We start from the raw sequence: 14578 nt of genomic DNA, 5'->3' as shown, positions 1-14578 counted from the left end.
GTTACGTTTTTTGTTTATTTTTTGTTCCCCAGTTTTTATTTGGCTGAGGTCCCATTACAAAATGTAAAACCCCGCCTTTTAAAATCTGTTGATGTGTGATTGCTGTTTGATTGAATTCGACACCGTTTAAAGTAGCCGACTGAATGTAAAAGTTTTTGTCTGAAACATTTTGCGCTTCAATTACAAAAGTTTTGCCTCCTTCAAGATTGATGGTTGCTTTCTCGAAAATAGGACTTCCTATTTCATATTCTCCCGAAGCCGGATTCATTGGGTATAATCCCATTGAACTGAAAACATACCAAGCCGACATTTGTCCGCAGTCTTCGTTTCCGCTTAATCCGTTCGGTGTTGTATTGTATTGCGTGTCTAAAATATGACGTACCCAATATTGCGTTCTCCAAGGCTGCCCTGCATGATTGAACATATACGCAATATGGTGACTTGGTTCGTTTCCGTGTGCGTATTGTCCAATTAATCCCGAAATATCTGCCGAAACATTGTTTCCTGTAATCTCAGAACTTTCGGTAAATAATTGCTCTAACCGTTTGGTAAAGGTTTCATTTCCGCCATGAATCGAAATTAAATTATCGACATTTTGTGGTACAAACCAACTGTGCTGCCAAGCGTTTCCTTCCGTATAATCAGTATGTTCTCTGTGGTTAGAATGCTTTGGGTCGAAAGGTTCGTTCCAAGATTTTCCATCATCCGATTTTCCTCTCATGAATCCTGTTTTCGGATCAAATAAATATTGATAGGCCTGAGAACGTTTTAAGAAAAATTGATAATCGTCGTTTTTTCCTAAAGCTTTTGCCATTTGCGCTACACACCAATCGTCGTAAGCATATTCTAGTGTAATCGTAACCGATTCATCTAATAAATTATAAGGGATATAACCGTATTTTTTGTAGAAGTTTAAACCACGTTCGTCCTGCATCATGGTAGTTTTCATGGCTTCGAAAGCTTTTTCGGCATCAAAACCTTTTATACCTTTTAAATAAGCATCGACAATTACCGGAATAGAATGGTATCCTGTCATTGTATTGGTTTCGTTGGCGTATAAAGTCCAAACCGGTAATATTTTTTTGGTATCGTAATACGCTAACATTGAGTTTACAATGTCTGAAGTTTTATCTGGAGCCAGCAAAGTCAATAAAGGATTTTCGGCTCTAAAAGTATCCCATAGTGATAAGGTCGAATAAGCCGTATAATCTTTTGCTGTAACAATTTGATCATCCTCTTTTCTAAATTGACCGTTTTTATCACTATAGGTTACAGGGGCAACTTGTGCGTGATACATCGCAGTATAAAAAATGGTTTTTAACGAATCTACAGGTGTTTCAACTTTAATTTTGCTTAATGCATTATTCCAAATCGAAGCAGCTTCTGATTTTGTATTGTCGAAATTTGCTTTTTCTCCGTCCAGATTATCTTTGGCATTAGCCACACTTACAGATGATAAAGCTACTTTTACAAATAATTCATCTGAGTTTTTTGGGTCAAAAAATAATTGTGCCGATGTATTTTCTGCATCTGTTTTTTTGCCAGTAACAATTTGTTTATCAGCCGTTAAAACTGATTCTGTAATAGGTTTTGAAAATTTCGCTACAAAAAATACTTTTTGATTTACTGCCCAGCCTTTACTATATCTGTAACCGCTTATAGTATATTCGTCTTCAATTGTAATTCCGGTCTTTAAGGCTTTGTCCCAGTTTATGGCAAATCCTAAATCGACAATTACTGATTGTTTGTCGTTTTTTGTAAACGTATATTTATGATACGCTGTTCTTTGTGAAGAAGTTAATTCTACATTGATTTTAGGATCCTTAAGAAAAACTTGGTAAGAGCCCGGTGTTGCTTTTTCGTTAACATGACTGTAAAATGATTTATAAGGTAATTGATCGCGTGAAGTTGTTTTTAATGTTAAATCGACTTTTTTGTTGGTCGGCATAAATAAAATGTCCGCCAAATCGCCAATTCCTGTTCCGCTTAAGTGCAAATGACTGAAACCAGAAACGATAGAATCTGAATAATGATAGCCTGAACACCAGTCCCAGCTTGAGATTCCGTTATCTGGGCTTACTTGTAACATCCCAAAAGGAACCGTTGCCCCTGGGTACGTATGGCCGTGTCCACCTGTTCCAATAAAAGGATCAACATGGTTTACAAAAATATTTTCATTATTATTATTTTTGTATGACTTTATTTTACAACTTGTAACCAGAATTACAAATAAAGCAGGCACGAGAAATTTCTTCATATAAAACAACCTTAATTTAACTTTAAATTTAAACAAACCGACTTTTTATTAAAACTTATTTAGACGGATAACACATAAACTTAGATAAACATCAAAAAAAGTCACAAAACATACTCATATTATGAATTTTAATTCTAACAAATTATACCGCGTACCTTTGTATTATCATGTGGTTTTTTGGCTGACTTACTTCTTATTCAATACTTTTAGATGGGGAAGCTATTTTAATGACTATTTGTATTCGCTAAAAACCAATTTACTGGGTTTTCCAATTCACATGACCTTGTGTTATCTGAATATCTTGATTTTTATGCCGTATCTGGTGTACCGAAAAAAGTATGTGCTTTATGTACTTGCAGTTTTATCAGCCATCTTTATTATGGTGCTTATAAAATTCAATCTTACTTATATGCTAATCACGCATAATGTATGGCCGGAAGGTCCGCAGACAATTGATAAACTAACGCTCAATTACACTATAGATATGATGATGGGAGAATTGTATGTAATGACTTTTGTAACAGCTATTAAAATCACTTTAGATTTTTTAAAAGAGCAAAAAAGAGTTACCGATCTTGAAAAATCGCAGTTAGAAACTGAGTTACTTTTTTTGAAATCGCAAATTTCTCCGCACTTTTTCTTCAACACTTTAAATAATATCTATTCTTTATCTGTCGAAAAATCAAATAAAACTCCAAAGATTGTTCTTAAACTTTCGGAATTAATGCGTTATATGCTTTATGATACGCAGGGAAAAAAGCAAAGTTTAGAAAATGAGATTCTTTGTATTCAGAATTATCTTGATCTGGAACGAATTAGAAATGATGAACGTCTGGAAGTTAACATGGAAGTTTCCGGAGATATTCACGATAAGGAGATTTCTCCGGTAATTTTATTGACTTTTGTTGAAAATGCCTTTAAACACGGTGTAAACAAAAACACAGGAAAGGTTAGAATCAACATTGACTTTAAAGTAAAAGGAGATTTTCTGCACTTTACGATTTCAAATCCAACGCCAGAAATTACGCCGCATCAGGATAATTTTAACAAGTCAAGTGGCATAGGGATTGAAAATGTTAAAAAAAGACTGGAATTAGGTTATAATAAAAGTGACTATAAGCTTTCATTTAAAAATAAAAAGAATATTTTTGTCGTGAAGCTTGTTATTAAAGTAACCTAACACAGCTTTTTCTCGTATATAAGTTTACCTGCTAAATTATTTCGCTCAAATAACATAAGATTATAGAAATGAAAATAAAATGTTTGATTATTGACGATGAGCCATTGGCAATCAATGTTATAAAAAACTATTTAGAGCCGATTGAGAATTTTGAGGTAATAGATACTTTCAGTAATCCAATTGAGGGCTTAAATTTTCTGAAAAATAATAGAGTTGATGTTATTTTTCTGGACATAAATATGCCTGTTCTTGACGGAATTAATTTTATAAAAAGTCTTGAAAACCCGCCATTATTAGTTATTACAAGTGCTTACAGTCAGTTTGCAATTGAAACTTATGAATTGGACGTTTTAGATTATCTGGTAAAACCAATTGAGTTCCCGAGATTAATGAAAACGCTGAATAAAATCAGCAAAAGACTTGAAAACAAAACCAATTCTCCACAAGAAAATACCACAGACAGCCCTTTTATTTTCGTGAAAATCGACAAAAAGAGAATGAAGAAGATTTTCTTCAACGAAATTCTGGTTATTGAAAGCCTAAAAGATTACTTAAAAATAAACACCTTAACCGGAAAATATATCATTCACAGTACTTTATCTGACTTTACAGATTTACTCCCGGAAAAAAACTTCCTGCGAATTCACCGTTCGTACACCATTGCAATTGACAAAATCGACGCCGTTGAAGGAAACAGTATTGAAATTGAAGGACTTCGATATGTTATAGGAAGATCGTATATCGATCATGTGAAGCAAAGAATTTTGAATTCTTCTATATAGTATTTAACCGCAAAGAGCGCTAAGGTTACGCAAGGTTCGCAAAGTTTATTCACAAAGCTTTGCGAACTTTTTTATATTCCTTTTTTAGACCAAGCAAAAAAAACTTTGTGCCCTTAGCTAACTTTGCGGTAAAAAAAACTTTGTGGTTAAATCTCAAAACAAGCATAAAAAAAATGCAGCCAACCACGGCTGCATTTCAAAACTTGGTAACTAACCAAATAAACCACATGAAATAGTTTATTATTTTTAAAGATTCCCTTAGAAAAAATATCTCTTGAAAGCTTCGATTGCAGAATAATCTGCTAAACCTAAAGCGTGATATTTTTCAGCTGTTAATCTGTTTCTGTCTTCTGCTCTAATCCAGAATTCTCTACTGTCATCACCCTGGAACATTACACCATCTTTTTGAGACTGGTGATAGAAAATCGCATGACGTTTTTTCAACACCTGATCCGGACTCATTGGAACAGCCATTTCAATTTGGTATGTTTCCCATTCGTGCCAAGCACCTCGGTACAACCAAACCCAGCAGTCATCCATAAAACTTTTGTGTTTCAAACGTTTTAAAGCTTCAAATAAACTGTCCAGACACACTTTATGCGTTCCATGCGGATCTGCTAAATCTCCAGCTGCGTAAATTTGATGAGGTTTTATTCTTTCGATGATATCGCACATAATTTCGATATCCGCTTCGCCAAGATTATTTTTCTTTACCGTTCCCGTTTCATAAAAAGGAAGATCAAGGAAGTTTACATTAGAATCCGGCAAACCTAAATATCTTGTTGCCGCTAAAGATTCACTTCTTCTAATCAAACCTTTTAATTTTCTAACTTCTAATGAATCAATATCATTACTTTTTTTGTTTTTCAAAAAGTCAATAATCTTTTCCGCTTCCCCAGAATTAGCATTTAATGCCTTAGAAATTTCAGCAAACTTTAAAGCTTCCTGATTCGAAACCGCAATATTTCCAGAAGTTTGATACGCAATATGAACATCATGCCCCTGCTCTACCAATCGATCAAAAGTTCCTCCCATTGAAATCACATCATCATCCGGATGCGGACTAAAAATGATAATTCTTTTTCTTTCCGGAGTAGCACGTTCTGGTCTGTATGTATCATCAGCATTTGGTTTTCCGCCCGGCCAGCCCGTAATAGTCTGCTGCATTTTATTGAACATCTTAATATTCAAATTGTATGCAGTTCCTTCTTCACTTAAAACACTAGACATTCCGTTATCATTATAATCTTTGTCAGTCAGTTTCAGGAAAGGTTTTTTCGTCAATTCGCTTAACCAAGCCACCGCTTTCAATTTCAATTCGTCTGTCCAGATTACCGATTTTACCAACCAAGGTGTTTTAACTCTCGTTAATTCTGATGAAGCTTCGGTATCTAAAACAAAAGTTGTGTTGTTGTGCTGTTGTAAATACGTCGCCGGAACGCGAGATGAAATTTCACCTTCGATTGTTTTTTTTATAATTTCTGCTTTGCTGATTCCCCATCCAAGAAGTACAATTCTTTTGGCATGTTTTACAGTACCAATTCCCATTGTAATCGCTTTTTTAGGCACATTATCAATTCCTAAAAATGATGATGCCGCATCAACACGCGTTAAGTGGTCTAATGTAATACTTCTCGTTCCTGAATTTACGTGAGATCCCGGCTCATTGAACCCGATATGTCCCGTTCTTCCAATTCCTAAAAGCTGAAAATCCAATCCGCCGTAAGCTTTAATTTTCATTTCATAATCAATACAATATTGCTGAAGGTCTTCAATGCTGATACTTCCGTCAGGGATATTAATATTTTGAGGCAGAATATTAACATGATTAAAAAGATGTTCATGCATAAAATACCAGTAACTCTGAATATCTTTTTTATCCATTGGATAATATTCATCTAAGTTGAAAGTTACTACGTTTTCAAAACTTAAACCTTCTTCTTTATGAAGACGAACTAATTCTTCGTATACTTTTATAGGAGAAGACCCTGTTGCCAAACCTAAAACACAAGGTTCGTTTAATTCTTCTTTTCTCTGAATTATATTGGCGATTTCCTGAGCAACTAAAATCGAAGCTTCTTTAGACGAATCGAAAATTACATTGTGTATCTTTTCAAAACGCGTTTCTTCAAACTTTCCTGCTTCTTTGAAATTTATACTTTCTTTAATCATTTGCCTGTTGTTGTAATTATTTAGTATAAAATTAAATATTACATCATGTAAATAATCAAAAATTCGACTAATAACCTGTAAGCTTCGCTAAAAAACAAAATTTGAAACTTTAAGCAAAAAGATTACAAATCAAAAGTGAATTATAAAGTTTCAATCACGTTTATTTCTGCAATAGTAACCGTAGATCCCTTCCCTACCGCTGACTTGGCAACAAAACGAATATATCTCGCTTTAGTCTTTTTGAAAGTCTTAACCTGCTCGATTGGATTGTGTTTAATATTCGAAAATTCACCCTCAGACTGCAATGTCCAGTTTACATTATCGGCGCTTGTGTAGAATTCGTAATTGGAGATTAAATTAAGATTATTGCCCACTTGCTGCGGTACATAAGTAAAACCGTTTAGCGTTAAAAAACTTCCCATATCTATGGTTATTTCCTGCGGAAGTTTATTTGCATCGCCTCCAAAACTCCAATCCGTATTTGGATTTCCGTCAATAACCCGGTCAGCTGATTTTAAATCTCCGCTTGAAGCCGAAATTATTTTCCAGTTTTCTTTTGATGCGCCATATTTTGCCGTTTTTACAGCACTGCTTATATTTTCTGCTGCATCAATAGCAACTGCTTTTATGGTTACTGCTTTATTAACTCGGAATACTCCTTTGTATAAAGTACTTTTTTTCGTTGGATTTTTTCCGTCAAGCGAATAATAAACTGGATTTCCATCTTCCGATTTTATTGTTACATCGCCATTTTTATCACGCTGAATTTCCGGCATACGCACAAAAGTCGGCGCGTTGTAAGCCTGAATATTTGAAATTACAATATTGGCTTTTGAGTCTGTAATATTGATTCTTAATGCCGATGCTTTAACTCTGTCGATTCTTAAAATTCTTTTGTAACCAATAGTCGTTTCGTTTGCAGCCGTTTTCCAGTTTCCATCAACTTTAGCTTCAACATTAAATGCTTTTACACGTTGTCCAAGCGCAATATATTCCTGAAGTAAAACTCGGTTTATGTCTATAGGTTTTTCAAACTCAAAAGTTATCGAAGCAGTTTTTACATTATCATCTGTTGCCCAATAGGTGTTTTTATTTCCGTCAGAAACATTTTTTGCTGCAAATTCTATGTTATTTCCTCTAACATTATCAGCAGTAATTTTTGTTTTTGATAATAATTCGGTTTTAAAATCAGCTTTTATGGTTGCAACTAATTCTTTCAATCTTGCTTCATCATTTTCGTGAACCAAACCTCTTTTATCAACCGGAAGATTCAATAATAAAGTTGCATTTCGACCAATTGATTCATAATAAATATCGACCATTTCATCCAGCGGACGCACTTTGTCATCTTCAACGGAATGATAAAACCATCCCGGTCTTATTGAAACATCGGCTTCACCCGGAACCCATTTTTCCCCATCTTCATGCCCCGACATAAATTCGGTATAATGCACTTTTCCAGCCAATTCATCTTTTTGGCGTAAAAGCGACCAGTTTGTTTTTCCGGCACGGCCTTCTTCATTTCCAATCCATCTGGCTTCTGAAGGACCAACTCCCCAAACCAAAGTTTTTGGTGCGGTTTTGTAGATTAATTTATACGTTTCATCCCAATTGTAATATTCAAGTGTATTTATTTTTCGGATTTCATCGGCACCACCATAATAACCGTCACCGCCATTTGCACCGTCAAACCACATTTCGAAAACATCTCCGTAATTTGTCAGTAATTCTTTGAGCTGGTTTCTGAAATACGTAACATATTCTGGTTTGCCATAATCTGCACGGTTTCTATCCCAAGGCGAAAGGTATAATCCCAATTTTAAATTGTATTCTTTGCAAGCTGCTGCCAATTCTTTAACCAAATCGCCTTTTCCGTTTTTCCACGGAGAATTTTTCACAGAACGTTCTGTATATGCTGACGGCCATAAACAGAATCCATCGTGATGTTTCGCAACCAAAATAATTCCTTTCATTCCCGCCGCTTTTACAATACGCGCCCATTGACGAACATCAAGATTTGTTGGGTTAAACAATTCCGGAGATTCATCGCCGTAACCCCATTCTTTATTAGTAAACGTATTTAATGAAAAATGCACAAAAGCGTAAAATTCCATTTCCTGCCAGTCGATTTGTTTTTGCGTAGGAAGCGGTCCAAAAGGTTTTGGAGCATTCGCTAATTCCTGACTTAAACCGCTGGAAATTAAACCAAAAAAACATACGGAAAGAAAAATATTTTTCATTGCTGATTTACTTAAAATAGTCTGTAGATATAAATGTACTATAAATTGAAATTTCACGATGCAGAATTTCGACCAACAACAATTTTGAATTGTTAATTGTTGATTATTAATTGTAAAACAAAAAATAAAAATCAACACAAAGCATATTGTAGAGACGTACAGCAGTGCGTCTTATGTACAAAGTGATCGTTGCGTAGACGCACTGCTGTGCGTCTCTACGGAATAAAATGAGAATACTTATCTTTTTTTTAAAACAATATACAAAACACAAAGTATATTGTAGAGACGCACAGCAGTGCGTCTTATGTGCAAAGTGATACGTTGCGTAGACTTACTGCTGTGCGTCTCTACGGAATAAAATGAGAATACTTATCTCCTTTTAAAAATAATATACAAACACAAAGTATATCGTAGAGACGCACAGCAGTGCGTCTTATGCGCAAAGTGATATTCATTCCGTAGACACACTGCTGTGCGTCTCTACGGAATAAAATGAGAATATCCATATTCTGTCAAAAAAAATAATTTAGTCTCAACTTGAAACCTGAAACAAAAAAACTTAACCCATTATGATTTGAATCATAAAACGAAGCAATACTGTGGGATTAAATTTGCGGATATAAGTTCTAAGATCCTCTATTTCTTAGAATTTCAATTTAAATCCTAATCAAATTATTCAAAATGAATCCACATCAAAAAGAGCTTATTAAAGCTACGATTCCAATTTTACGAGCGAGCGGCGAAGACCTTACCAATTATTTTTATACCAGAATGTTTAAGCATCATCCTGAATTGCGAAATATGTTTAATATGGGAAATCAGGCAAACGGAAGACAAAAATCTGCTTTAGCAAATGCAGTTTTGGCTTACGCCGAAAATATAGACGATCCGTCAGTTTTGATTGGCGTATTAAAAGGAATTGGAACAAAACACCGAAGCCTTAATATTCAGCCGGAACAATATAAAATTGTAGGAACACATCTTATTGCTTCTATTGGAGAAGTGGTTGGGGAAGCTGCTACTACGTCAATTCTTGAAGCTTGGACAGTTGCTTTTTATGAACTTGCCGATATTATGATTAATCTTGAAAAAGATTTATTCGACGAAAATATTGCAAAACCGGGAAGCTGGAACGGCTGGAGAAAATTCGTTATTAAAAAAATTGTTGAAGAATCGACTGAAATTAAATCGTTTTATCTTTATCCAGAAGATGGAAAAGAAATTGCCGATTTCCATCCCGGACAATTTATCAGCGTTCAGGTTTTTGTGCCTGAATTGAATCTTTTACAACCAAGACAATATAGTTTATCAAGTACTTTTAATCCGGAATATTACAGGATTTCGGTGAAAAAAGAAAGCGGCATTGCGCCAAATCCAAACGGATGGGTTTCGAATACCATGCATTCAAAATCTGAAGGTGATGTTATTTCGATTTCTTCTCCGGCAGGATTATTTCATTTAGAAAAAGATTCTGAAAATCCTTTAGTATTAATCAGCGGAGGAGTTGGGCTTACGCCGATGTTAAGCATGCTTGAAACAAATTTGAGTTCGATTCAGAATAAAAAAACAATCTGGATTCACGGCTGCAGAAACGAATCTGTTCATGCTTTCAAAGATCAGATTTTGGCTTTAAAAGAAGAAGCAAATCATTTAGAAACCTTTACTTTTTATGATGCTGTAACGCCAGAAAATGTGATTTCAAATGAAGTAATTCACGGTCGCGTTGATCTTCATAAATGCAAAGATTCCATTTTATTAGAAGAAGCTCGATATTATATCTGTGGGCCTGAAATGTTCATCAAAACCCAATATGAAGCACTTATTAATTTAAACGTAAATCAGGAAAATATTTTCTACGAAGAATTTGGACCTCAGCTAATTAATTTGAATTAAAATGAGAATTGTCCGGTTTTATAATAGGAAATTATTAATTCCAGTTCTTCAAAATCTGACAACAACGTTTTTTATAACTTTAACTCTCGCCAGTATTAACTGCTCTAATAAATCTATTTTTTTATTTTTTTGGATGCGTTCCTGGATGGTTGCAGCTTTGATTTCAAACTTGTTTTCATTTTTTATATTTTCAAATAAAAAAGATTCCTAAAATAGGTTTCAACTCCTGCAAGGTTTCCAAAACCTTGTAGGTTTAAATTTTACGCCAAATAATTATTGATTTTATCTTGGAATATACAATACCTACAAGGTTTTGAAAACCTTGCAGGAAAGCAAAAAGGGTTGTCTCAAAAATCGAGGCAGCCCTTTATTTTATATATTTCTTTGTTCCGTAGGAACATCTCATTGGTAAAAAATTATATTGTTATCATTGTTTACGTTCCGTAGGAACGTTTGATTTTGACATCATTTTTTATAATCTAACATACCAAACGTTCCTACGGAACGTAAATGTTACTGAACTTTATTTTTTTTCTACCGACGAAACATTCCTACGGAATGATAACTGGATGTTACTAATTAACTTTTAGAAACTGAAAACTTGCAGGATCAGTTACTATTTTTCCATCTTTAAATTCAATTGAAATAATTCCGGCTTTTCTTGGCGAAACGGCACTTTCACTATAATGAGTGTGTAAGACATAATGTATTTTATTATTTTTATCCCAAAATACATCGCCATGTCCAATTCCGTTTTGTTTGGTATTTTTTCTGCTGATGATTGGGCTGTCAGCAGCTTTTTCCCAAGGTCCAAGCGGACTTTTACTTGTAGCGTAACCTACAGCATAATCAATATTTCTGAAATCATTTGCCGAATAAATCATGTAATACAAACCGTTGTGTTTTAAAACTGTCGGGCCTTCTGTAACGGGCCAGCTTACATTTTGAGTGTTTTCCCAAAGCATAGTTCCCGAAATACATTCCGTTAAAGTTTCTGGTTTTATACTTTTAAAATCGTCGTTGATTTCTGCCGCAAAAATTCTGTTTCCGTTTGTCAAACGAACATGATACAGGTATTTTTTTCCATCTTCATCAATAAAAATAAACGGATCGATTTGATTTCCGGTTTTAATAATCGGTTCTTTTGAATCGCTTTTAAATGGCCCAAGCGGACTGTTACTTGTTGCAACTGCAATATTTTCATTCGCAGTATAAATCATATAAAATTTATTTTGATACGAAAGAATCTGCGGTGCCCAAAATCCTTTGTCACCAAAAGCGTCTCCTTTTTTTAAAGCAAGACCATTTTGCGCTCCAACTGGACCTTTCCAGTCTTTTAAATCGGATGAGGTATAAACCTGAAATCCCTCTCCATTTGGAATATCTCCGCTTGTGGTTCCGTATAAATAATAGGTTCCATTGTTGTAGAAAATAGTTGGATCGGCCAGTAAAATTGCTGGTGCTTTTACTTCTGTTGGTTTTGATTGGTTGGTGTCTTTTTCCTGCGAACAGGCGGCGAAAACACAAAGTGATGTTATTAGGGATAGGATTTTTTTCATTTTTTATTGGTTTTAGTTGGTGTATTTTAACCGCAAAGAGCGCAAAGAATTACGCAAAGCACGCAAGAGTAAAAAAAATGAGGAATAACTTTGCGTTCCTTCGACTTCGCTCAGGATGACAAAAAGTGATAAAAAAAACTTGGCGTCCTTTGCGTAATTCTTTGCGCTCTTTGCGGTTAAACTATTTTGTTATTTCACAGAAAACTGATAATAAGAAACCGTATGATATTTTTCTCCCGGTTTCAAAACAATTGGAGCAAATTTTGGCTGGTTTGGCGCGTCTGGAAAGTGCTGTGTTTCTAAAGCAAAAGCCGTTCTGAAATCATCTTTTGAACCAGATTTAAAAGTGTTTTTCGACTGCATGAAATTACCGCTGTAAAACTGTAATCCCGGTTCTTCTGTAAAAATATCCATTGTAATTCCAGATTTATCTCCGGAAATTGTTGCGGCATGATTCAGTCCGTTTTTCTTTGTTCCATTTAAAACGTAATTGTGATCGTAGCCTTTTCCGAATTTTAACTGCTCATCTTTCGCTTCGATTCTTTCACCAATGGTGTGTTTTGAAGTAAAATCAAAAACAGTATTTTTTACGGATTTTAATTCGCCGCTCGGAATCAAACCTTCATCAACCGGCGTGAATTCATTTGCATAAATTTGTAATTCGTGATTTAAGATTGTGCCGCTTCCTTCTCCGTTTAAATTAAAAAAGGCATGATTGGTTAAATTGACAATTGTCGTTTTATCTGTTGTCGCTTCGTATTCCATTTTTACTGAATTATCATCAGTAATCGTATATGTTACTTTTACGGTTAAATTCCCTGGAAAACCTTGTTCTCCATCTGGCGAAACATACGTAAAAACCAAAATGCTTTCGTTTGCTTTTTCGGCATTCCAAACTACATCCTGAAAACCTTTTATACCGCCGTGTAAAGCATTTTTGCCATTGTTAAGCGGAACTTGATATTCTTTTCCTTTTAAAGTAAATTTTCCTTTTCCAATTCTGTTTCCAACTCTTCCAATTGTTGCTCCAAAATATGGTTCTGTAGAAGTTTTAAAGCCTTTTGCGCTATTCATTCCAACAACAACATCAGTTGGTTTTCCATTTTTATCATTAACCCAAAGTCCAATTAATCTTCCGCCGTAATTGGTAAAAGCGGCTTTGATTCCTTTGTTTTCTATCCAGTATAAATTGACTTTTTTACCTTCGATTATTGTATCAAAATTTTTAGTTTCTAAAACGGTTTTAACTGAATCTGTTTTTATTTCGGTAGTTTCAGTTGAAGTTTTATTTTCTTTTTTATTGTCTTTGCAATTAAATTGAAAAAGTGCCAGTAAAACAACCGCAGCGATTTGAATATTTTTCATTTTTATGTCATTGCGAGGAACGAAGCACACGAGCGCCAGCGAACTGAGCGTAAGCTAATCTCATCCTCTGATTAATACTTCTAAGTTCTATTTTGAAGGAATTGCCAATTTCGTTTCTTCACTTACCGGTTCACTTAAAACCGGAAATCCGTTTGCATCCCAATCTATTTTCTGCATTCTTGGTGATCTTTTGTTGCCGCAGCCTTCTCCCGGATTTGAATTGGCATGGTATAAAATCCAGTCTTCTTTTCCGTCAGGAGATTTAAAGAATGAATTATGCCCCGGTGCATAAACTTTATTTTTATCGGATTGTTTGAAGATAGGTTCTGGGGATTTTTTCCATGCCGATGCCTCTAATAAATTATCACTTCCGTTAAAGGTTAATAATCCCAAAGAATAGAAATCTGTCCAGCATCCGCTTGCCGAAAACACTATGAAAATTTTACCATTTCTTTCTAAAAACTGCGGCCCTTCGTTTACGTTTACCTGCGCTGGATTTACATCATCATGCAATGCTCCGTGTGTTTCCCAATCGTTTGTTGGCGAAGAAATCATCACGCGGTCGCCGTCAATTTCAAGCGGACTTTTCATTTTAGCGATGTAGATATTCTGCTGTCCGTTTGTGTCGTCTTCCCAGCCAGCCCAAATCATATAAAGCTGTTTTTTATGTTCAAAAACGTTTCCGTCAATTGCCCATTTATCTGTCTTGGCAGCAATTTTTCCTTTAAATTCAAAATTACCTTTAAACGGATCTGATGATTTATTTTCTAAAACATACATTCTGTGGTTGTTGTTATCACCATTATCTGCGGCAAAATAACAATACCATTTTCCGTTTATAATATGAAACTCCGGTGCCCAGATTTCTGCTGAATAATTTGTGTTTTTAGGCGGTGTCCAAATCACTTTGCTTTCTACATTTTTGATATCGGATAAATCTTTTGTTTTCCACAAAACCAAACGATTCCCAAGTGTATTGGTATAGTAATAATATCCTTTGTAATAGGTGCTATAAGGGTCTGCACCCGCTGGCAGAATGGGGTTTGTGAATGTTTTTTGCTGAGCAACACTCATTGTTGTCAACAGAAAAAGAATTAGGTATTTTTTCATTTTAGTTTTTTTATTATTGG

The 14578-nt window shown here is 34.8% G+C and carries 9 protein-coding genes; 3 read left to right on the top strand and 6 right to left on the bottom strand.

The window, feature by feature from the left end; all coding sequences use genetic code 11:
- Position 1 precedes the first annotated feature (1 nt).
- Entirely contained in the window at positions 2–2257 is a 2256-nt protein-coding gene (locus BUE10_RS16915) for a GH92 family glycosyl hydrolase (RefSeq protein WP_073486980.1), read from the bottom strand.
- A 121-nt stretch (positions 2258–2378) separates the two neighbouring features.
- Here BUE10_RS16915 and BUE10_RS16910 point away from each other — a divergent pair, with 121 nt between their 5' ends.
- Both BUE10_RS16910 and BUE10_RS16905 read left to right on the top strand, forming a co-directional pair.
- The gene (locus BUE10_RS16910; RefSeq protein ID WP_073486978.1) at positions 2379–3437 is read left to right on the top strand and encodes a sensor histidine kinase; all 1059 of its coding nucleotides are present in this window, start codon (positions 2379–2381) and stop codon (positions 3435–3437) included.
- 68 nt (positions 3438–3505) lie between these two features.
- On the top strand, positions 3506–4219 hold the full coding sequence (locus BUE10_RS16905; protein ID WP_073486976.1) for a LytR/AlgR family response regulator transcription factor: 714 nt from the start codon (positions 3506–3508) through the stop codon (positions 4217–4219).
- 258 nt (positions 4220–4477) lie between these two features.
- On the opposite strand, the gene nagB is transcribed toward BUE10_RS16905, so the two are convergent.
- Both nagB and BUE10_RS16895 read right to left on the bottom strand, forming a co-directional pair.
- Complete coding sequence (nagB, locus tag BUE10_RS16900) at positions 4478–6391, bottom strand: glucosamine-6-phosphate deaminase (protein ID WP_073486975.1); 1914 nt, start codon at positions 6389–6391, stop codon at positions 4478–4480.
- 140 nt (positions 6392–6531) lie between these two features.
- Positions 6532–8631 (bottom strand): alpha-L-fucosidase, encoded by a 2100-nt coding sequence (locus BUE10_RS16895; protein WP_073486973.1) that lies wholly within the window; start codon positions 8629–8631, stop codon positions 6532–6534.
- A 681-nt stretch (positions 8632–9312) separates the two neighbouring features.
- Here BUE10_RS16895 and hmpA point away from each other — a divergent pair.
- On the top strand, positions 9313–10524 hold the full coding sequence (gene hmpA, locus BUE10_RS16890) for an NO-inducible flavohemoprotein (protein WP_073486972.1): 1212 nt from the start codon (positions 9313–9315) through the stop codon (positions 10522–10524).
- A gap of 575 nt (positions 10525–11099) precedes the next feature.
- Here the strand turns inward: hmpA and BUE10_RS16885 are convergent.
- The 3 genes from BUE10_RS16885 to BUE10_RS16875 all read right to left on the bottom strand — a co-directional run bounded on the left by BUE10_RS16885 (position 11100) and on the right by BUE10_RS16875 (position 14558).
- Positions 11100–12083: a glycoside hydrolase family 43 protein gene (locus BUE10_RS16885; RefSeq protein ID WP_073486970.1), complete on the bottom strand. Its 984-nt coding sequence runs from the start codon at positions 12081–12083 to the stop codon at positions 11100–11102.
- A 189-nt stretch (positions 12084–12272) separates the two neighbouring features.
- Positions 12273–13448, bottom strand: coding sequence for an aldose epimerase family protein (locus BUE10_RS16880; protein WP_073486968.1), 1176 nt, complete (start codon positions 13446–13448; stop codon positions 12273–12275).
- A gap of 87 nt (positions 13449–13535) precedes the next feature.
- On the bottom strand, positions 13536–14558 hold the full coding sequence (locus BUE10_RS16875; protein ID WP_073486966.1) for a glycoside hydrolase family 43 protein: 1023 nt from the start codon (positions 14556–14558) through the stop codon (positions 13536–13538).
- Between the last annotated feature and the right edge of the window lie 20 nt (positions 14559–14578).

Origin of the sequence: Flavobacterium sp. CF108 (assembly GCF_900129795.1) — a bacterium.
Taxonomy (GTDB): domain Bacteria; phylum Bacteroidota; class Bacteroidia; order Flavobacteriales; family Flavobacteriaceae; genus Flavobacterium.
The sequence above is the reverse complement of the archived record's forward strand: the minus strand, read 5'-3'. Positions and strand labels throughout refer to the sequence as shown.

Bases quoted from the DNA above. Each gene is read 5' to 3' on its own strand.
- BUE10_RS16915 (WP_073486980.1), bottom strand. From the start codon at position 2,257: ATGAAGAAATTTCTCGTGCCTGCTTTATTTGTAATTCTGGTTACAAGT.
- BUE10_RS16910 (WP_073486978.1), top strand. From the start codon at position 2,379: ATGAATTTTAATTCTAACAAATTATACCGCGTACCTTTGTATTATCAT.
- BUE10_RS16905 (WP_073486976.1), top strand. From the start codon at position 3,506: ATGAAAATAAAATGTTTGATTATTGACGATGAGCCATTGGCAATCAAT.
- nagB (WP_073486975.1), bottom strand. From the start codon at position 6,391: ATGATTAAAGAAAGTATAAATTTCAAAGAAGCAGGAAAGTTTGAAGAA.
- BUE10_RS16895 (WP_073486973.1), bottom strand. From the start codon at position 8,631: ATGAAAAATATTTTTCTTTCCGTATGTTTTTTTGGTTTAATTTCCAGC.
- hmpA (WP_073486972.1), top strand. From the start codon at position 9,313: ATGAATCCACATCAAAAAGAGCTTATTAAAGCTACGATTCCAATTTTA.
- BUE10_RS16885 (WP_073486970.1), bottom strand. From the start codon at position 12,083: ATGAAAAAAATCCTATCCCTAATAACATCACTTTGTGTTTTCGCCGCC.
- BUE10_RS16880 (WP_073486968.1), bottom strand. From the start codon at position 13,448: ATGAAAAATATTCAAATCGCTGCGGTTGTTTTACTGGCACTTTTTCAA.
- BUE10_RS16875 (WP_073486966.1), bottom strand. From the start codon at position 14,558: ATGAAAAAATACCTAATTCTTTTTCTGTTGACAACAATGAGTGTTGCT.